The sequence below is a fragment of the Campylobacterota bacterium genome (genome assembly GCA_040752835.1).
Taxonomy (GTDB): domain Bacteria; phylum Campylobacterota; class Campylobacteria; order Campylobacterales; family Sulfurimonadaceae; genus Sulfuricurvum.
The window spans coordinates 714,859-734,486 of record JBFMGG010000007.1; the positions used below are offsets into that span (position 1 = coordinate 714,859).

Consider the following 19,628-nt stretch of genomic DNA (forward strand, 5'->3'; position numbering starts at 1 on the left):
GTTTAGAATAGAGATTTTAGTGGTTCCATCACCGAGGGTGATGGTTTGGGGAGTTCACGGAAAGGTTCTTTTAATTCATCAACTTTTACATCAATCTTTAAACTACCGCCTTGCAGTTCATTGATCTTAAACTCTGGATGATTAACATCTCCCCATTCATTTTTATGATACTGTCCCCCTTCAGTATCAAATTTCATTTGCAAAGTGCATATGAAATCATCTCTATCTTTCTTTGTTGTCCATTGCTCTGTTTTACATAAAAACACGCTCTCTTTGGCAAGCCGAAAATAAGGTTTTATATTCTCAGTATCAAGATGTATCAAACTGGTTCCTACTCCATACAAAACGTGATTCCCAAATAATGATAGAATTGGGCCACTTTTACTAAAAACTAAATATTGTGCATAATTTTTGTCATCATATTTCCGTCGCATAATGAGATCAATACTCACAAACTCATATCCACATTCATTGGCATCGGTATAGTCGATGGGCATGGTGATGTTGTAATCGGAGGTAGTAACACGTTTGCTTAAACCTGCGAGTTTGACTTTTCGTCGTCCAGTAGAGGGATTCATGTCACTGCATTCTAGACGGTCGATATTTGTCCCTCGGTAGGTAGACATAAAAGATACATCGAGTCGTGGGTCAACGGTGCCGTGAATGGTGAGTGTTCTTGGTTCATCGGCTAATGCTTGTACTACTAACAAAGTTAATATGCTTAAGATAGGGATTAAAGTTCTCATGCGGCAATCCTTGGTTTGGAATAGGAATTATGGAAAGCTTTGAGAGGAAAATTGGCTCTAAACTCATTATTTGCGGTCAAATGAAGCATTTGCTGTGCGGAATAAGTACTGAGATTTAGATTGAGGTTATAGTTGTATTCATTTGCCAATCCGACTGTTGCGACCGTGTCGAACAACCCGACAAACCCTATCGCACTGCCGTTCAAATCGGCGTACTTGGCATTGAACTCGTTGATAAAATCGCGTGCTTCGGTAGCTCCACGGCTAAAACCGTAAACATCGACGATGATCTCTTCTCCGGGATGATCTTCAATAAATGTTTTAATCTCAGCCATTTTTTTATCGACGATTGCTTTTGCACCTTCTCCTACCGCCAAACCCAACGTGCGGTAAAAACTGTTCCGATCGATATTGTTATCCCTGATATCCTTAATCTGTGCATCGGTAAAGGTGTGACCTTCGGTATATGCTTCGGTTCCTACCCCTTCGGCGTAGCGAACTTCATACCCTTGTCGTTCATAAAGCTGATACAGTTTTGCCACATTGCTTTGTGATCCGTCTCCGATTTTTACATCGTTCCACATGTTATTGCCCGTACCGTCAAAAAAGACTCCGATTCGTGTTGCCATTGGTTTTTCCTTTTAAAATAGTTTTTGAAATAAATTCGGTTTTTCGAGTTCTCTGAAATGATCAGATGCGTTTATATTTCCGCGTCCGAGATTCGCCTTGCACCCTTTTTCATCGACCAAGATATCGATGTGCATCGTCTCGTTTTCTATAGCATCCACCCCGAACTCCGGATGGCTAAACGAGTAGATGATCGGATCTTTTTGATAGAGCGTTCGATTGATGTCATCATCAATCTGCATGGTGCAATGGAATGTACTATTCTGACTAGACTCATACCACTTCGTCTTACACAAAAACGTGCTCTCTTTAGCAATGCGGAAGTATTTTTTATCGGTTTTTAAGTAAGCAGGGGTATCTGGATTTGGTGATGACATCGCCCCTCCCTTAGTTTTCCAATAAATTGGATTGACTTCTTTTTTATCGCTGAGGATGTAATGGATGGAAGAGAGTTCATTATCGTATTGACGTCGCATATAGAGTTCCAATCCTGCAAACCGGTAGTTGCATTTGTTCTCCTCTTGGGTGAGAGTGATAGGAAGGATGATTGTGTAGTTCCCATCGGGAACCGTCATACGGCGGCTCGCGATTTTGGGACGTCTGAACCCTTTGTCCCCTTCGTAATAGGAACATGCGTCATCGTCGAGATTCTGACTCACGTAGGTAGCGGCGTAGGTAGCATCCAAACGGGGGTCTTTCGTACCCGTGATCGTATAGGCGGCTTCGTTTTGGGCGAAGACGTGAATGAATAATAGAAATAGTATTGGGATTAGTTTTTTCATTTAGGCTCCTTTTTTGGTTTTTATTTATAATGCAATAACGTCCCGACGATGTATTTGGGACTGCCTTGGATAATCGGTTTGGCTTGATGCAGCCATCCCCACATCGGAGGAAACATAATCAGCCTACCCGGTTTAGGTTTCGCCATGATTTGCAGGTGAGGGAAATCGGTCTCCCCGCCTGTGAAGTCATCGTTTAGATAGAAAAATACGACCAAAAACCGTCTGGCAGAATCATGATCGGTAACGTCCACGTGAGCATCGAAACGATCATCTCCGCCGGGCTGATAACGTTTCATCCGTATCCGCTCAAACGTATAATCGCTCGGCCATTGATGCGGCTCAATCTTGTTATCTTCTTTGTATCGCTCGATGGCTTCACGAAATAAGTGACTGAGAAATACAACGTCATCACGAAAAATGTCATGCTGAAACAGATTGATTTGGGTGAAACGCATTTGCCACTCATCGTGCGTATTGCGTACATTATGGTGACATTGCGGGTTGGATTCGAACCGATTGATCAAGTCTTGGCAGTAGTTTTTACTCAAGACATCGTCGTACATACTGATATAGTTGTGCATGGTATTACCTTACGCTAAGCCCTTCATCCAAATACTTAATCATCGGATAGATAAAGAACTCTATCACTCTGCGTTTACCGACTTTGAGTTCTGCCGTGACACTCATCCCCGCATGGATAGGGAGGGTTTTACCTTCTCCACGGAGCGTCGTGTTGGTCGGGGTGATAGCAATCTCATATACCGGACCCATCTTCTCATCCTCGATAGCATCATCGGCGATGTGCTTGACATTGCCGTGAATCAGACCGTATTTTTGGAAATCGTAGGTGTCTATTTTGACCTCCGCTTCCATCGCTTTGGCGATGAATCCAATGTCTTGGTTCAACACGGTCGCTTTGATCAATAAAGGGGCGTTTTTGGGGATGATGGTGATGAGCTTCTCTGCGGGAGTGACGACGCCTCCGACAGTAGTGATGAGGAGTTTGCCCACATAACCGTCCACCGGAGAGGTGATGCTTTGTTTGGCATTGCGAAACAGGGTGGTCTCCACTTCGGTACGTAGTGCGGTTGCCTCTTTGGACTTTTGGGTGAGTTCAGTGAGAAGTTTGCTACGGTATTCCTGAGTCACGAGGCGGAGTTGTTCTTGGAGTTCGCGGATATGGGAATCGGATTGAGTGATGGCGTGCTCTTTCATCCGATATTGTTCTTGGTATTCGATCCGCTGGTTCTGTGCTTCGATGTAGTCGCGTTTTGCGATGATGTCAAGTACCTCTTTGAGACGCGTTTCGCGCTCTTTGGCATTCGTGAGGAGCTGTCCCAGACGGGAGAGATCGCTACGGGAAGCGTCGCTTTGGGAGCGGGTTTGGAGAATCTGCTGCTCGATCACCATACGCTGCTGCTCATAGGCGCTTTTGGCGGAGAGGTAGGCGAGCTGTTGGGTGGCGATGGCAGCACTATCGCTGCACGAGGCCCCAGGGATAAAGGGTTTATCACTCACCAGTGCGTTGAGCCTATCGATCTCCAGTTCGAGGAGGGAGAGGTTCTTTTGTTTGGACTCCAGATCGGTAACGGTGACGGAGGGGTCGATCTCGATGAGTACGTCCCCCTTTTTCACCGCCTGCCCCTCACGGACACGGATGGCGCTGATGGAGCCTGATTCGATCGGCTGGAGGGTTTTGATCTCCCCCTCTGGGACGACTTTGCCCCGTGCACTTACAACAATATCGATTTTAGCAAGGAAGAGCCAGAGTAGCCCGATCACGAGGATAACCAACAGAGTATACAACAGCCACCGTCCCAATGGAGAGGTAGGACGTTCTTCGATCTCAACGAGGAGCGGGGTAAATTCGTGTTTGTCTTTGGTATGAAACAGTTCTTTCATCGTTATCCTTGCTGTGTATAAAGCTTGTGATAGTACCCTTGCAGACGCATCAGTTCCTCATGACTGCCCCGCTCGACGATATGCCCTTTGTCCATGACGAGGATGATGTCACAATCCTTAACCGTGGTGAGGCGATGAGCGACGATGAACATGGTACGGCCGGTTTTAATGGTACTCAGATTGTCTTGGATGATCCGTTCGGATTCATAATCGAGTGCCGAGGTCGCTTCGTCGAAGATAAGGATGCGCGGGTTGGTCAGCAGTGCCCGCGCAATCGCGATACGCTGGCGCTGCCCGCCGGAGAGTGCGGCACCCCGCTCCCCCACCTGCGTGTCGTATCCCTCGCTTAGTTCGCTGATAAACTCGTGTGCCCCCGCCATGCGCGAAGCGGCGATGATATGCTCCATCGGTGCGTCGGGACGGGAGAGGGAGATGTTCTCCTTGATCGTTCCGCTAAAGAGGTAGTTCTCTTGGAGGACTACCCCGATGTTGTTACGGAGCCATTTGGGATTCATGTGGCGGATGTCTACTCCGTCTATATAGATCGTTCCACTATTAGGGATATAGAGACGCTGGATCAGTTTGGTGATCGTACTCTTACCGCTGCCGCTGCGCCCGACGAGGCCGACGCTGCTCCCCATCGGGATCTCGGCGCTGATCCCCTCCAATACGGCGGGGGCATCGGGGGTGTAGCTAAAGAGGATGTTATCAAACGTCACACTCCCCTCGACCTTGGGAAGTGTGATCGCCTTGTCATTGGTCTGCTCGGTCGGCGTGTTGAGGATATCCCCCAGACGATCGACCGAGAGGAGGGTTTGTTGAAACTCGTTCCACAGATTCACCAGTCGCAGCATAGGTCCGGTGAACTGCCCCGCGAACATCTGAAACGCGATGAGCTGTCCGACGCTGAGTTTGCCTTCGAAAACCAGCGTCACCCCCACATAGAGCATCGCGATCGTCATGAGTTTTTGCAGCGCTCCGCTGATACCGCCGAGGATGTTGGAGAGGTTGGAGAGATGAAACCCCGAGTTGACGTAGCGGGCGAGGTAGTCTTCCCACTTGCGCTGCATCGAACCCTCCAACGCGAGGGATTTGACCGTCTGTACCCCCGTTACCGCTTCGACGAGATAGGCGTTGCTTTGCGCCCCCATCTGAAACTTCTCTTCGAGTCGTCGGCGAAGTTCGGGGGTGATAAGGAGATAGAGGATCGCGATGACGGTGACGAATCCCAGAACGATGAGGGTGAGTTTGACGCTGTATAGGAGCATCACCGCGACAAAGACGACGGAGAACAAGACATCGAGGATCAGGGTGACCGATTTGTTGGCGATGAATTCGCGTATCTGATCAAGCTCGCGGACACGGGCGATGATGTTCCCCACTTTACGCTTCTCGAAATAGACAAACGGCAGTGCAAGGAGGTGGTGAAACAGCTTGGCTCCCAGTTTGGCATCGATTTTAGAAGTAGTATGGGCAAAGATGTAACTGCGTATCAGATTAAGGATCAGCTCGAACACCGCGACGGCGATAAAAGCGATGGCGAGGACATCGAGGGTGCTCATGGAGCGGTGCACCAGAACCTTGTCGAGGATCACTTGGGTAAAGAGGGGGGCGACGAGTCCGAAGAGCTGTAACACGAACGAGGCGATCAGCACCTCCGCCATCACCTTTTTGTACCTCATGATCGCCCTGAAAAACCACCCGAACCCGAAACGGGCGTCCTGACTCAAGATGCGGTGTTTGAGGACGATGCTTTTGCCGCTCCCCTGCTCAGCGCATTCTTCATATGAGATAATATAAGGCTCTTTTTTGACGGCATCGAAGATAAGAAGCTCGCGTTTCTCGGCGTTGGCCTGCAGGACACTGAAATAGTTCCCGTCAGAACGCTGTATGATGATGGGCATCGGATACGCGCCGATCAGTTTTTCGACGGGGAGTTTCTTGATCGAGGCACGGAATCCCTGCGCGGTCGCGATACGGGTCAGCTCTTCGATGGAGGGTTCGGATTCGCCGAGGGCGTACTCTTTGATAATGACGCGGGTATCGATGGCGATGCGGTTGAGTTTACCCGCCACTTCGAGGGCGGTTAGCGCACTGTGCATTGTTCCACTCCTCTATGCTGCAATCTCAATAACTCCGCTTCATACGCGTGTTGTATCTTTTCGGATTCCAATGCTAGCTCCCTTTCCAAGCTTTCCAGTTTCAGACTCACTTCACTCACCGCATCTGCTTCTCCCTGTGCTCGTAGCCGCTGAGTCATGATAAGTTTTGAGGTGGTTTCGTTGAGCGCTTCGGTTTCGTTTTGGGTGAGGAGAGATAGGCGGTTGAGCTTTTCCTGTCGGGTGCGGGTTTCGTAATCGAACTCCCGCTTGGCAAGTTCGGACTCTTCGCGGATACGGGAGAGTTCGAGTTTGAGGCGTTCCGATTCGCTGTTATATTTAAACCCCTCGAACAGGGCCCATCGCAAACTCACTCCGGCGTTCCAGCTGTTGGCACGTATATCCTCAAATCCGCGTGAAAAGCTATCCCTATCCGATCCGTAGAGATAGTAGGAGGAGTAGAGCGAGATGACCGGAAGCTGGCTGCGGTTAAGCATCTCTATCTCGGCATTTTTCTGGGCTATTTTTTCTTCATAGCTGCGCGCCTGCGGGGTATGGAAAAAGGAGATATCGGATACGGTCGCCGAGTTCGCCTCAAGCGGGAGGAGCTGCGTATCGGTACTGCTGAGATCGATATGGGATTTTTGCGAGAGGGAAATGATATTCTCTTCGAACTCCATAGTTGAGCGCTCGATATCGCGCTCCAGATCGATGATACGGATCACTTCGTCCCCAACCGAGACGCGGGACTCTTTGCCGGCGGCATAGAGCCGCTGTTTCAGGGTGTAGAGTTCTTGGCGAAGAGCCAGCATACGGGATTTGAACGTTTTTTCACTCTGGGCCCTCTGAGCACGAGAGTAGTGTTCGAGCAGTTCGCGATAGAGCTTTACCTCTTCGCTGCATAGTTCCAGCCTCTTTACCGCAATCTCTTTCTCCCCTGCTTCTATCTGTTTCATCGTCGTCCCGAAATGGTAGAGCTCGTAGTTGAGCCGCAGTGACGTAGAATGCTCATAGGGGACGGTCGAATTGATCGTCGTATCACCGACCGAGATACTCCCCGAGGCCTGCGGATCGAGGTTGCGGTTGTACTCGCCGCTGTAGCCTAGGGAGAGCTGTGGATAGAGGGTGGAATAGACGCTATCCAAACGGACTTCTTCGATTTTTACGTCGATGGAGCGAAGATTTAGACGCTGGGAGCGTTCCAAGGCGTTTTGTCTGATTTCGGAAAATGTGATCTCTCTGGAGAGTACGGCGATTGCAAGCAGCCACACCAGATAAAACATTTTATTCATGAGCCACGACCAAAGTTATATTATTTATTAACATAATAGAACATTTAAAGTCATAATTTGATTATATTTGAAATTTTTCCGAATAAGGTAATATGATTCTATTTATTCAGGAATATGAATCCAAACCGTCACCTCCCGACCCGCACGAGCATACAGAGAGTAGATGCATATAAAAATATTATAAAACTCAAACAAATTATATTTCATTTATTGTAACAGATTGTTACATTGGCGATTTGGCGATCCTGAGTAAGGATAAGTGGATAAGAGGAGACCCGCTATACTGTCACCATCAAAACGAAAGGCCCCCATTTTGAGCCACCCGCCCCGCGACAAATTCTCCGTCCTCAAACACACCTTCGGCTTCTCCGGTTTCCGTCCCCTGCAGGAAGAGGCGGTGGACGCGATCCTCTCCGGGCGGGATCTGGCGATGCTCCTCCCGACCGGAGGGGGAAAATCGCTGTGCTACCAGCTCCCCTCCCTCGTGATGGAGGGGCTCACCGTCGTCGTCTCTCCCCTGATCGCCCTGATGCACGATCAGGTGATCGCGCTGCACGAGCTGGGAGTCGAGGCGGCGATGATCTCGTCGGCGCAGAGTGCACAGGAGCAGCAGGAAGTCTACGCAAAGGCGAAAAACGGCGTTTTGAAGCTCCTCTACGTCGCCCCCGAGCGGCTGGCCAACGGGGGGTTCCTCTCGTGGCTGGGGAGCCTCCCGATCAACTTCTTCGTCATCGACGAGGCCCACTGTATCAGCGAATGGGGGCATGAATTCCGCGACGACTACCGACGGCTTGGCGAACTGCGCGCCGCGTTCCCCGACACCCCGATCGCCGCCTTCACCGCCACCGCGACCGAAAAAGTGCGCGAGGACATCCTCTCGCAGCTGGGGCTGCGCGACCCGCTGATCCTCCGCGCCCCCGTGCTGCGCAAGAACATCACGATCACCGTCCGCGAGCGCGACAGCGGATGGCGCACCGAGATGATGGAGATCCTGCGCAAGCACGCCGGGGAGAGCGGGATCGTCTACGCCTTCTCCCGCCGCGAGACCGAGGAGCTCGCCGATTTCCTCTCCGGCAAGGGGTTCAAATGCGCCCCCTACCACGCGGGGCTTAGTTCCGAACAGCGCCACGCCACCCACCAGTCGTTTCTAAATGACGAGACGCCCCTCATCGTCGCCACCGTCGCGTTCGGGATGGGGATCGACAAGGGGGACATCCGCTTCGTCATCCACACCTCGCTCCCCAAGACGATCGAGAACTACTATCAGGAGATCGGGCGCGCGGGGCGCGACGGGATCGAATCGGAGGCGGTGCTGTTCTATTCGGGGAGCGATTTTTTCACCAAGAAGCGGCTCATCGACGAGGGGGGCGACCCGCAATACCGGGAGATGATCCTCTCCAAACTCCGCGCAGCGATGGACTTCGCCACGGCCGAGGAGTGCCGTCACCGCCTGATCGCCGCCTATTTCAACGATACGGTGGAGCCCTGCGGGGACAAATGCGACAACTGCCTTGATACCGACAAGGCTAAAACCGACATCACCGTCGCGGCGCAGAAGTTTCTCTCGTGTGTCTACAAGACGGGGGAGCGGTTCGGCGCGACCTACCTCACCGAAGTCCTCGTCGGGGAGGAGAAGGAAAAAATCCTCTCCAACGGCCACGAGAGCCTCAGCGTCTTCGGGATCGGTAAGGAAATGAGCAAAAACACGTGGGGGACGATTGCCAAACGGCTCATCGAACTGGGCTCAATCGAGCCGGACGAGTATAAAGCCCTCAAGCTGACTCCAACGGGTGCGGAGATCCTGCGCGGGAAACAGAGCGTCTTTATCCGCACCGAGCGCCTCTCTCCCAAGAAAAAAGCGGCCAAGGAAAAAACCTCGCACCCGCACGCACCTGCGCATTACGAGGCATTCAGGGCGTTGCGTGCCACCATCGCAAAAGAACACCATATCCCCGCCTACATCGTCTTCGGGGACAAAACCCTCTACGAGCTCGCCGAACAGCTCCCGCAGACGCGGGAGGAGATGCTGGATGTCAGCGGTATCGGGGAAGTGAAGTTTGAGCGGTACGGGGAGGCGTTTTTGGAGTTGTCGCGGAATATTAAAGAAAACGGATAGGGGGTTATCTCCCCCGCCCTTTTCCCTTTTTCGGTGCCGCTTTTTTGGGCTCCTCTTCGCGTGCCACCCGCGGTCCGCGCTTGCCGATGTGTTTGGGCTGGACGGGTTCTTTTTTCTTTTTGTGGCCGAATGCTCCGGGAGTGCGCCCTTTTTTCTCGGCCTCCTTGGCCATGCTTTTACCCCGCGTTTTGGCCAGGCCGTCGGTCGCAGGCGGTTCGAATCCCGCAACCGGAACGATCTCGACGTTTTTCCCCAGCATGGTGACGATTTTTTTCCAGGAGAGCGATTCGGAAGCGCAAAGAAGCGTTATCGCCGTCCCTTCTTTCCCCGCACGCCCCGTCCGTCCGATGCGGTGAATGTAATCCGAGGCGATGTGGGGAATATCGTAGTTGATGACGACGTCGAGTCCTTCGATGTCGAGTCCCCGCGCGGCGATGTCGGTGGCGACGAGGATGCGGCTTTTTCCTTCGCGGAAATCGCGCAGCGCGCGGTCGCGCGCGCCGTGTTTTTTATCCCCGTGGATCGTGACGCAGGGAAGGCCGCTTTCGCGCAGGTATTCGCTCACTTCATCGGCGATCGCCTTGGTGCGGGTAAAGACGAGGACCTGGGGATAGTTGTTCGAGCCGATCAGGTACGCCAACAGTTCCCGCTTGCGCTCGGCTTCGACCGGATGGACGATCTGGCGGATCGTCGCGTCGGCGGCTTTAAGATTGTCGATTTCGACCAGCAACGGGCGTTTAAGTACCCGTTCGGAGAGCCGCTTGACGGCTCCCGTCATCGTCGCCGAAAAAAGCGCGGTCTGGCGGGATGGGGGCAGCATGTCGACGATCTGCTCGATTTCGCGGATGAAACCCATGTCCATGATCGTGTCCGCCTCATCGAGAACGAGGTGGCTGATTTTCGAGAGGGGGACGTGCCCTTGTTTGTTCAGCTCGATCAGACGCCCCGGGGTCGCGATGAGGAGGTCTGCCCCTTTGGAAAGCGATGCGATCTGCTTGTCGATGTTCACTCCGCCGAAGACGTTGAGGATCCGCAGGTCGAGCCCCAGCGCATAAGAACGGATCGCACGGGTCATCTGCGTGGCCAGTTCACGGGTGGGAACGAGGATCAGCGCGCGCGGACGGGCGATCTCTTCGCTTTCCCCTTTGCCCAGATGCTGGAGAATCGGCAACGCGAACGCGGCCGTTTTCCCCGTCCCCGTCTGCGCCGCGCCGAGGATGTCCCGTCCCCGCAGCATGAGCGGGATGACCTTGGTCTGAATCGGTGTCGGGGTGGTGTACCCGAGTGCGGAAAGGTTGGCCTGAAGCGTGGGGTTCAATGTCGAAAAGGGCATGAATCCTCCGAATATTGTATTAAGATAGTCAAATCATACCTTTTTCGTCCTTATACCCCCGCATTTTGGCACTAATTTTGCTACGATTACGCAACTTATTATCTCGGAGTATTCTAGTGAAAGCACTCGCGCTTTTAGCCGCCGTCGTTACATTGTCATGGGGGGCCGCCGCCATGACCAAAGGGACCGTTCTGGACCGACAGACCCAAAAACCGATCGCGGGAGCGATCGTCACCGCCAACGGTAAAGAATACCGCACCGACGCGGAAGGCAATTTTGCCATCCCCGCTTCCAAAAAGATCGGGGTCCGTGCTCTGGGGTATGACCGCAAATTCTATGCGGGGAGTGGAAAGATGTTCCTCAGTCCCGTTACCCCCAAAGCCATTTACCTCTCCAGCTTTGGAGCCACCAGCTCAAAACTGATGGGGAACGCCAAGGAACTCATCAAATCGACCGAGATCAACGCCCTCGTCATCGATATCAAAATGGACCGCGGACAGATCGCCTACCGTACGGCGAATCCGACCGCGAACAAAATCGGTGCACAGGAGGTGATCCTCTTCAAAGACCTCAAAAAATTCGTCGCCGACCTCAAAGGACAGGGCATCTACACGATCGCCCGGATCGTGACGTTTAAAGACACCCCTTTTGTCACCGCCAACCCGCACCTTGGCGTCCGCCGCAGCGACGGAAGCCTTTTCCAGGACAAAGAGGGGCTGTACTGGATCGACGCTTCGCGGCGCGAAGCGTGGGATTACCCGATCGCCATCGCCAAAGAGAGTGCCGCCGCGGGATTTGACGAAATTCAGTTCGACTACATCCGCTTCCCCGATGCCAGAGGGGTAAAATTCGCCGTCGAAAATACACAGGCCGAACGGGTCAAGGCGATTTCAGGCTTTCTCGAAAGCGCCCGTCGGCAGCTCTTGCCTTACAACGTTTTCGTCTCGGCCGATATCTTCGGTTACGTCAGCTGGCACAATGCCGATATCGAAATCGGCCAGCGCGTCGACGCCATCGCCCCGTTCGTCGACTACATGTGCCCGATGCTCTACCCCAGCGGATTTAACGCAGGGATTCCGGGCTACACCAATCCCGTCGCCGCCAACTACGAAATCGTCAAGCTCTCGCTCGACAAGGCACTGGAAAAATCGGGAACCTCGCCCAAAGCGTTCCGTCCGTGGCTGCAGGCTTTCCGCGATTACGCCTTCGACCGCCGCATCTACGGCGAAAAAGAGATTCGTGACCAGATCCGTGCCAGCGAAGATTTCGGAAGCAACGGATGGATTTTGTGGAATCCCCGCAACGTCTACACCGCCGCAGGCCTGATGCGCGAAAACCAAAACGTCACCCAAGTTTCCAAACCAAGCCCAGCCAAAGCGGAGAAACCCGCATCTTAATGGAATTTTCGGCGCTTCCGATCGCCGGGCGGATCGATGCGATCCGTTCGGAACTGCTCTCTTCCAACCGTCTTATCCTCCAAGCCCCGCCCGGAGCGGGAAAAACGACCGCCGTTCCCCTTTCGTTGCTGGACGAACCGTGGCTGGAGGATAAAAAAATCATCCTCCTCTCCCCCAGACGCATCGCCGCACGTACCGCCGCGATGCGGATGGCCGATATGCTGGGCGAACCCCTGGGCCAAAGGGTCGGATACCACATTCGCGGAGAACGCCGCAGTGGAAGCCAAACACGCATTCTCGTCATCACCGAAGGGATACTGACCCGCTACCTCCAAAACGATCCCGCCCTCGAAGATACCGCTCTCGTCATTTTCGACGAATTTCACGAACGGAACCTCCACAGCGACCTTTCGCTCGCTTTTGCCCTTCAGGCGCAGGAGACGCTTCGCGACGACCTGAAACTGATGGTCATGTCGGCCACCCTCGATACGCGGGGACTCAGCGAACTGATGGAATCCCCTCCGCTCATCACGAGCGAAGGGCGCAGTTTCCCCGTAGACGTCGTCTATCGTCCCCCTGCGGCTCCCCTTCCCGATCCGAGGAACCTTCTCGCCGAAACGTTCCGCACCCTCCTCGATGCGCTCCGAAACGACAGAGGGGACATCCTCGTATTCCTCCCCGGCGAGCGGGAAATCCGTGATCTGGCGGCGCGGCTGCAGGCGGCGGAAGAGACGCGAAGCGATATTCTGATCGCTCCGCTGTATGGGAATCTGACGCGGGAGGAACAACAGCGTGCCATCCTCCCCGCCCCCCGGCGAAAAATCGTCCTTGCGACCAACATTGCCGAAACGAGCCTGACGATCGAGGGTATCCGCATCGTCATCGATACCGGCTTCGAACGTCTCTCGCGGTTCGACCCAGCGAGCGGGATGGAGCGGCTTGTGACGCAGCGTATTTCACGCGCATCGGCCGATCAGCGTGCCGGACGCGCGGGCCGAACATCGGCCGGCAAATGCTACCGGATGTGGAGTGAATACGCCCATCAGGCGTTGAGCCCTTTTCGCGATCCCGACATTCTCACCGCCGATCTTGCGCCGTTGGCGCTTGAACTGGCGGCATGGGGTTCGGACGATCTGCGCTGGATCGATCCCCCCAGACCTTCAAACCTCTCCCATGCCCGTGAGCTTTTGTTCGAGCTCGGAGCGCTCGAGGGAAAGATCACCCCGCACGGAGGGGATCTCCTCGCGCTGGGGATTCATCCCCGCGCGGCCCACATGCTGCTGCGTTCCCGCGAACTCGGCTTTGCCGGCGAAGCGGTCCTTCTGGCGGTATTGGTTCTGGAACGCGATTTTCTCCGCTCGGAAGAACGCTTCAGCGACATCGGCGAACGCTTCCGCATCCTCCGCGATGCGCTCTTGTCCAACCGTATCGAAACCCGCCTTCAGCCCCACATTCAGGCGGTACGCGACATCGCGCGACGGCTTGACGAGCCGCTTGAATTGAGCGAAAACTTTCCCGGGGAGATGCTCGCCGTGCTCCTCTCGTTCGCCTATCCCGACCGGATCGCCCGCGCACGGGGCGGAGGAAAATTTCTCACTTTCGGCGGAAAAGAGGCCTATCTCCCCGCTCACGACCCACTTGCGAATTCCCAATGGCTGGTCATCGCCCGCAGCGACGGAGACGCCAAAAGCGCACGGATCCATATCGCGGCTCCTCTTGAAGAAACGTTGCTGCGGCAGTACCACCCCCGATCCTTCAAATCCGAAACCCTCGCGGAATGGAACCCGCAGACACAGCGGGTCGAAGCGCGCGCGCTCGAACGCTTCGGGGCGATCGTCCTCTCCAGCCGCCCGGTTCCCGATCCCGACCCGGAAAAAACGAAAACCGCCCTGCTCGAAGGAATCCGCCTTCACGGCCTCGGATCACTGGGATGGGATGAAACCGTCCGCTCACTCCAGTCACGCCTCATCGCGCTGAGACATCATCGTCCGCAGCTGTGCGACATCGATTTCAGCGACGAAGCGTTGTTGCAGGAGCTGGAGTCGTGGCTCCTTCCCCATCTGGGGGCGGAACGGTCGCTGGCCGAATGTGCCGGCATGGCGTGGGAGAGTATTCTCCTCGCTTCGCTCTCCTGGGATACCCGATGTGAATTCGACCGCCTTTTTCCCAGACGTTTCAAAGCCCCGACGGGGAGCGAAATCCCCATCGACTACTCCGACCCCGACGCGCCCGTTCTTGCCGTACGGATACAGGAGATGTTCGGAACGACGCTTCACCCCTCGGTTCTGGAGGGGAAACTTCCCCTGACGCTCCATCTCCTCTCCCCCGCACACCGTCCGATTCAGGTGACACGCGATCTGGTCGGGTTTTGGAACGGCTCGTACGCAGAGGTCAAAAAAGAGCTCAAAGGACGCTATCCCAAACACTACTGGCCCGACGACCCCGCTGTTGCGCAGGCAACGAAAAAAACAAAAAAGTTTATGGAGAGTTAGATGCTGACGCGGTCTTCGAGGGCACGGGTAAGCGAGAGGATGTCGACATTCTCCAGGCTCACTCCCGTCGGTACCCCCTGGGCGATGCGCGTGAAGCGGACGTTGCAGTCGGCGAGTTTATCCTCGATGTAGAGGATCACCCCCTGATTGGCGATCGAGGGGGTCAGAGCGAAAATCACCTCTTTGATTCCGCTGTTGACGACATCGCGCAAATGGGACACATCCAGTTCGTCCAGCGTTTCAAGCACGAAATAACGCCCTTCGAAAAGAGCGTTTTCCTCGAATGTCAGGATATCCTTGGCGTTTTCAACAATACAGAGCAATTCGTGGTTGCGGTGTTCGTCACTGCAAATGGGGCAAAGTTCATCTTCACTCAGCCCTCCGCACGAACGGCATTTTTTGAGGCTGGAAATGGCGCTTTCGATCGCATGGGCGAGTTTGAGGGCCCCGAAACTGTCGTGCATGACCATGTGGTACGCCAGCCGCGTCGCCGATTTCTGCCCGATCGTCGGCAGACTCTGCAAAGCGTCGACGAGGCGGTTGAATTTGTCCAGGGATCGTTTCATGCGGGTATTATACAACAACCCCGCCGCCTTTGATATTCCGCTTCGGATCCGAAACAGCTTTAGTCTCATCGGCTCAATTAAGCTAACATGATTTTCCGTATGGTATAATTCGCGAAAACTTAACCTCACAGACATTACGGAGCACACGCGTGGAAGAATTGAGCTATTATGAAATTTTGGAAGTAAGCCGCAGCGCAAACGGCGACGAAATCAAAAAAGCCTACCGCAAAATGGCCAAACTCTACCATCCCGACCGTAACCCAGACGATCCGGACGCGGAACACAAATTCAAACTCTGCAACGAAGCCTACCAGGTTCTCAGTGACGAAAAACAGCGCGCGGTCTACGACCGTTACGGCAAAGAAGGACTGCAGGGAGGCATGGGCGGATCGCGCGGCGGATTCGGCGGATTCGACGATCTGGGCAGTATTTTCGAAGAGATGTTCAACGGCTTTGGCGGAGGCGGACGCCGAAGCTCTCGCGCACAAGCCGACAAATTCCCGCTCGACATGGGCGTCGAAATGCGCATCAGTTTCAAAGAAGCGGTCTTCGGCTGCGAAAAAGAGATCACCTTTACCTCGAAAACCTCATGCAAAAGCTGTAAGGGAACGGGAGCCAAAGAGGGCAAAGTCACCAGCTGTTCGCAGTGCGGCGGCAAGGGGCAGGTCTACATGCGCCAGGGCTTTATGACCTTCTCGCAAACCTGTCCGGCGTGTCACGGCGAAGGGACGATGGCAAGCGAAAAATGTCCCGATTGTAACGGCAAAAGCTATACCGAAAACCAGGAAAAAGTGACCGTCAAAATTCCGGCCGGTATCGACACGGGCAACCGCCTCCGCGTCTCCGGGCGTGGAAATACGGGCAAAAGCGGCGTCAGAGGCGATCTTTACGTTACCTTCGATGTCGAAGAAGACGCCCATTTCATCCGCAACGGCAACGACGTTTACCTCGAAGTTCCCGTCTTTTTTACCCAGGCCGTTTTGGGCGAAGCGATCACGATCCCCTCACTCACGGGCGAACTCACCCTCGAACTCGAAACGGGGACCAAAGACACCCAGCAGTACCGTTTCCGCGGCGAAGGGATCAGCGATGTTCACGGTCGCGGCAAGGGCGACCTCATCGCGCAGGTGCGCCTCACCTATCCCTCACGCCTCTCCGGCGAGCAGGAAGAACTTCTTCTCAAACTCCAGGAGAGCTTCGGCATCGAATCCAAACCCCACGAAAGCCTCTTCGAATCGGCCTTCGAAAAAGTCAAAGGGTGGTTCAAGTAACCGCCCGCCGTTAACGACACTGATGCGGGCTTACCCCTTTTAGCTGTTCGCCCGTTTTTGTATCACGCACGATGACCACCGATTTCGGATAGGCCGAGCACATACCGTTGACGGTAGTGTAGATACTGCTTCCATCGGCTGTAAATCTGACATTTTTGGTGAGCAATTCGCCCGATGAATTGTACGCATCGACATTGTAATATCCCGATACACCCGCACATCCCGTCCATACGGTTCCTATCAGTACGATGACAAATAAACTTTTCATCTTCATCTCTATTTGCATTCCGGTTTCCACTGATATTCGGCGATTTTGGCAGCATCAGATTGCAGTTGTTCAAAAATTTCTTTGAGCATTTTGTTTTTTTCTTCGGACGAAAGCTGCTCGAAAACGGGTTTGCGGATACCGTATTGAAGCATAAACGTTCCGTCGCATTCGGCGGGATGGAAAGTTTTTTGTACGTCGGCCTCGAAATGTGCATGTTCATGCGACGGCTCGAAAATCAACAACACATATCCGCTCTCCCCTTTTTGGTAAAGCGAATAATGGGGAACAATTTTTTTGCTGTCCAGTCCGGCTTTGGTCGCCTGTATAAACTTTGACGCATCTACCTTGAATTTATAATGGATCAGGGTAATCAAACGACTCCAGTTTTCTACCGGCTCGTCATCGGTGGTGTATTCATACAATGCCATTGCACTGTTTTCATTTTGAAAAGCCAACGTATATTGTTTACCGAACATTTCCATGTTCTTGGGCACGACGTACGGTTTTGCATACGCGCATGCCGCAACAAAAAGCCCTGCCATACATAACTTTTTGATGATTTGAGACGATTGCATGATTATCCTTTTTACGCTGAGTGAAAGGCTATTTGGAGAGACAAGAGAAGTATTACACTTTTTAAAGTAGTATCTTTTCTGAACAATATTAAACTAATTCAGCTTAAAAATGATTAACGACGTTTTCCACATTATTTTATTTCTCCCATCCGTCTTTAATATACAAGCTGTCCAATATCCGCCGGGACCGCTTCTGAAGGTCTTCGTAGGTGTACTCGCGTGCAAGCGGTTCGAGTTCTTTTGGGAGGTTCGGAGCGCATGTATAGGTAATATTAATCGTGATATGTTTTGTAATTGTGCGTTCTGGGTTAAATTTATCACAATAATATATTTTGCTTTTTCTTCCTCGTTTTATCTCGCTCGTTTCTACTACAAAACAAGAATAATTTTCTTTTCCATGATGTTCAATAGTTACTAAATCTGTAGGCTTAATCCATGTTTTACTTGTTTTCATATATGCAATATTCTTTTCTTCAAGTGCTCTTTCTCTCTCAGTATAGGGAAGGATTGAGGCAGAAAACTGAATGCTATAATCTAATACAATCGCACCATTTGGCAAAGTTTGTTCTATCCCTACGGAATATCCATTCTCATCTGTCATCATGTTCCATGGGTGATTCATCTTAATAAAATCACTCTCTCTGAATTCAGGAAATAATGAACAAAAACCTTTTTTATGGCACCGTGGATAGTCTTGGCTTTTCATTGATAGATCGTAAAACGGCATCGGTAAATCCACTGCGCGATCTTTTAGTATCATCTACTTGTCATCGGGGTAGATGGTTGACATATGGGGCTCTGAACATCCGCTTATCAGCAGAATCATCCCAATAAGTAATATATGCTTCATTAGGTGTCCTGTCCCTTTTTTCGGAAACAACCGCCCTTTTTCCTTCAAAATCATTTGAACTTTTTGAATATCTGTGCGTGCGTGCCTAAACGAATAAACGTCATAGTTGTACTGTCACCGCTTATTTGATAAATCAGTAACCAATCGTTTTTGACATGACATTCATACGCACCTTCCCATCCACCTTTGAGGGAATGGTTTTTATGCTTCTCATCTAACGTTTTGCTATCAAGGAGCGTACTCATAACTTCTTTTAGAAGCGTAAAATCATCGGCTGAAAACTTACCGCTTTTTCTATCTCGCTCAATGTCTTTTTTAAAAAATCGATGGTACTCAGGAATGTACATTAGAGACCAAGATCGTCAAATAATTCTTTGGCAGAGGTGTGTTTGACGATATTTTTACCTTTTTTAACATCTTGTATTGCAGCTTCAGTCTCATCGTTTGGAATACGCAGTTCAAACGGTAATCCCTTATGCAACACGACACTATGTAGAAATAGACGCGTCGCTTCACTTGTAGTCAAACCCATTTGTTTCAGGTATTCGGCTGCTTTATTTTTAATTTCAGGGTCGATTCGTACCGTCATTGCAGTTCCAGTCATGACAACCTCCTTTTTCTATCATTGTACATCAAGTGATGTACAATGTCAATGTTTATTCAGAAATGGCGAAGATTTAATTCATCTTCTCCCTTTTGGTTTATTTCTCCCATCCGTCTTTGATATACAAGCTGTCCAATATCCGCCGGGATCGTTTCTGAAGGTCTTCGTAGGTATACTCGCGTGCAAGCGGTTCGAGTTCTTTTGGGAGATTCGGAACACGGGTGTAAATAAGTTTAATACCTACTCCTTTCGCCATTGTCCGTTCGGGATTAAACTTAGAACATTCAATATATTTAAAATATGTTTCTGTATTCCATCCCTTGCCCATTGGACGATATGTTTCGGTTACCGTACATGGATAACTTTCTTTACCGTAATGTTTAATTTGAAAAGGAATACGCACGATATCCCCATTTCCATATTGTTTCCCAACATAAGAATTGTAATATTTTCGAATAAACTCTTCATCTCCATTCTCCAATGCTCTATCCGCGTCGGTGTAAGGGGTGATATAACTAGAGAAGCCGATGCCATAACTCAATACAATCGCACCATTTGACAAAGTCTGTTCTATCCCTACAGAATATCCATTCTCATCTGTCATCATGTTCCATGGGTGATTCATCTTAATAAAATCACTCTCTCTGAATTCAGGAAATAATGAACAAAAACCTTTTTTATGGCACCGTGGATAGTCTTGGCTTTTCA

19 protein-coding genes are annotated in these 19,628 nt (G+C 51.9%); 4 read left to right on the top strand and 15 right to left on the bottom strand.

All coding sequences use genetic code 11. The features are described 5' to 3' along the window. Nucleotides 1–2 precede the first annotated feature (2 nt). Genes AB1763_09775 through AB1763_09805 form a run of 7 tightly spaced genes read right to left on the bottom strand, consistent with a single transcriptional unit; the run spans nucleotide 3 to nucleotide 7,448 of the window. Nucleotides 3–746, bottom strand: a complete 744-nt coding sequence (locus tag AB1763_09775) for a hypothetical protein (GenBank protein MEW5833110.1) — start codon at nucleotides 744–746, stop codon at nucleotides 3–5. Next, a complete protein-coding gene (locus AB1763_09780; GenBank protein ID MEW5833111.1) occupies nucleotides 743–1,375 on the bottom strand; it encodes a DUF2235 domain-containing protein in 633 nt (210 codons plus the stop codon). The genes AB1763_09775 and AB1763_09780 overlap by 4 nt, the downstream gene beginning before the upstream one ends. Before the next feature lie 12 nt (nucleotides 1,376–1,387). Then, entirely contained in the window at nucleotides 1,388–2,155 is a 768-nt protein-coding gene (locus tag AB1763_09785) for a hypothetical protein (protein ID MEW5833112.1), read from the bottom strand. Nucleotides 2,156–2,175: 20 nt separating this feature from the next. Next, nucleotides 2,176–2,736, bottom strand: coding sequence for a 2OG-Fe(II) oxygenase (locus AB1763_09790; GenBank protein MEW5833113.1), 561 nt, complete (start codon nucleotides 2,734–2,736; stop codon nucleotides 2,176–2,178). A 4-nt stretch (nucleotides 2,737–2,740) separates the two neighbouring features. After that, nucleotides 2,741–4,057 carry an HlyD family type I secretion periplasmic adaptor subunit gene (locus AB1763_09795; GenBank protein ID MEW5833114.1) on the bottom strand — a complete coding sequence of 439 codons (1,317 nt, stop codon included), beginning with the start codon at nucleotides 4,055–4,057 and terminating at the stop codon, nucleotides 2,741–2,743. A 2-nt stretch (nucleotides 4,058–4,059) separates the two neighbouring features. Further along, nucleotides 4,060–6,159, bottom strand: coding sequence for a type I secretion system permease/ATPase (locus tag AB1763_09800; protein ID MEW5833115.1), 2,100 nt, complete (start codon nucleotides 6,157–6,159; stop codon nucleotides 4,060–4,062). Further along, nucleotides 6,144–7,448, bottom strand: coding sequence for a TolC family protein (locus AB1763_09805; GenBank protein ID MEW5833116.1), 1,305 nt, complete (start codon nucleotides 7,446–7,448; stop codon nucleotides 6,144–6,146). Before AB1763_09805 ends, AB1763_09800 begins: the two co-directional genes overlap by 16 nt. A gap of 313 nt (nucleotides 7,449–7,761) precedes the next feature. Here AB1763_09805 and recQ point away from each other — a divergent pair, with 313 nt between their 5' ends. Next, nucleotides 7,762–9,564 carry a DNA helicase RecQ gene (recQ, locus tag AB1763_09810; GenBank protein ID MEW5833117.1) on the top strand — a complete coding sequence of 601 codons (1,803 nt, stop codon included), beginning with the start codon at nucleotides 7,762–7,764 and terminating at the stop codon, nucleotides 9,562–9,564. A gap of 4 nt (nucleotides 9,565–9,568) precedes the next feature. Here recQ and AB1763_09815 read toward each other — a convergent pair whose 3' ends face one another. Next, nucleotides 9,569–10,897, bottom strand: a complete 1,329-nt coding sequence (locus AB1763_09815; GenBank protein ID MEW5833118.1) for a DEAD/DEAH box helicase — start codon at nucleotides 10,895–10,897, stop codon at nucleotides 9,569–9,571. A gap of 116 nt (nucleotides 10,898–11,013) precedes the next feature. On the opposite strand from AB1763_09815, the gene AB1763_09820 reads away from it, so the two are divergent. Both AB1763_09820 and hrpB read left to right on the top strand, forming a co-directional pair. Continuing rightward, nucleotides 11,014–12,294 carry a putative glycoside hydrolase gene (locus AB1763_09820; protein MEW5833119.1) on the top strand — a complete coding sequence of 427 codons (1,281 nt, stop codon included), beginning with the start codon at nucleotides 11,014–11,016 and terminating at the stop codon, nucleotides 12,292–12,294. Next, a complete protein-coding gene (gene hrpB, locus AB1763_09825) occupies nucleotides 12,294–14,786 on the top strand; it encodes an ATP-dependent helicase HrpB (protein ID MEW5833120.1) in 2,493 nt (830 codons plus the stop codon). The genes AB1763_09820 and hrpB overlap by 1 nt, the downstream gene beginning before the upstream one ends. On the opposite strand, the gene recR is transcribed toward hrpB, so the two are convergent. Next, nucleotides 14,783–15,352: a recombination mediator RecR gene (gene recR / locus AB1763_09830; GenBank protein ID MEW5833121.1), complete on the bottom strand. Its 570-nt coding sequence runs from the start codon at nucleotides 15,350–15,352 to the stop codon at nucleotides 14,783–14,785. The two genes, hrpB and recR, sit on opposite strands and share 4 nt — an antisense overlap. A 149-nt stretch (nucleotides 15,353–15,501) precedes the next feature. Here recR and dnaJ point away from each other — a divergent pair, with 149 nt between their 5' ends. Continuing rightward, the gene (dnaJ, locus tag AB1763_09835) at nucleotides 15,502–16,623 is read left to right on the top strand and encodes a molecular chaperone DnaJ (protein ID MEW5833122.1); all 1,122 of its coding nucleotides are present in this window, start codon (nucleotides 15,502–15,504) and stop codon (nucleotides 16,621–16,623) included. A 10-nt stretch (nucleotides 16,624–16,633) separates the two neighbouring features. Here dnaJ and AB1763_09840 read toward each other — a convergent pair whose 3' ends face one another. The 6 genes from AB1763_09840 to AB1763_09865 form a co-directional block, all read right to left on the bottom strand. After that, a complete protein-coding gene (locus AB1763_09840) occupies nucleotides 16,634–16,891 on the bottom strand; it encodes a hypothetical protein (protein MEW5833123.1) in 258 nt (85 codons plus the stop codon). A gap of 8 nt (nucleotides 16,892–16,899) precedes the next feature. After that, a complete protein-coding gene (locus AB1763_09845; protein ID MEW5833124.1) occupies nucleotides 16,900–17,466 on the bottom strand; it encodes a hypothetical protein in 567 nt (188 codons plus the stop codon). Between the two features lie 136 nt (nucleotides 17,467–17,602). Further along, a complete protein-coding gene (locus tag AB1763_09850; protein ID MEW5833125.1) occupies nucleotides 17,603–18,172 on the bottom strand; it encodes a hypothetical protein in 570 nt (189 codons plus the stop codon). Nucleotides 18,173–18,366: 194 nt separating this feature from the next. Then, complete coding sequence (locus AB1763_09855) at nucleotides 18,367–18,663, bottom strand: type II toxin-antitoxin system YafQ family toxin (GenBank protein ID MEW5833126.1); 297 nt, start codon at nucleotides 18,661–18,663, stop codon at nucleotides 18,367–18,369. Then, complete coding sequence (locus tag AB1763_09860) at nucleotides 18,663–18,920, bottom strand: type II toxin-antitoxin system RelB/DinJ family antitoxin (GenBank protein ID MEW5833127.1); 258 nt, start codon at nucleotides 18,918–18,920, stop codon at nucleotides 18,663–18,665. The genes AB1763_09855 and AB1763_09860 overlap by 1 nt, the downstream gene beginning before the upstream one ends. Nucleotides 18,921–19,017: 97 nt before the next feature. Beyond that, the coding region (locus AB1763_09865; GenBank protein MEW5833128.1) for a hypothetical protein at nucleotides 19,018–19,628 on the bottom strand (611 nt) is incomplete at its 5' end.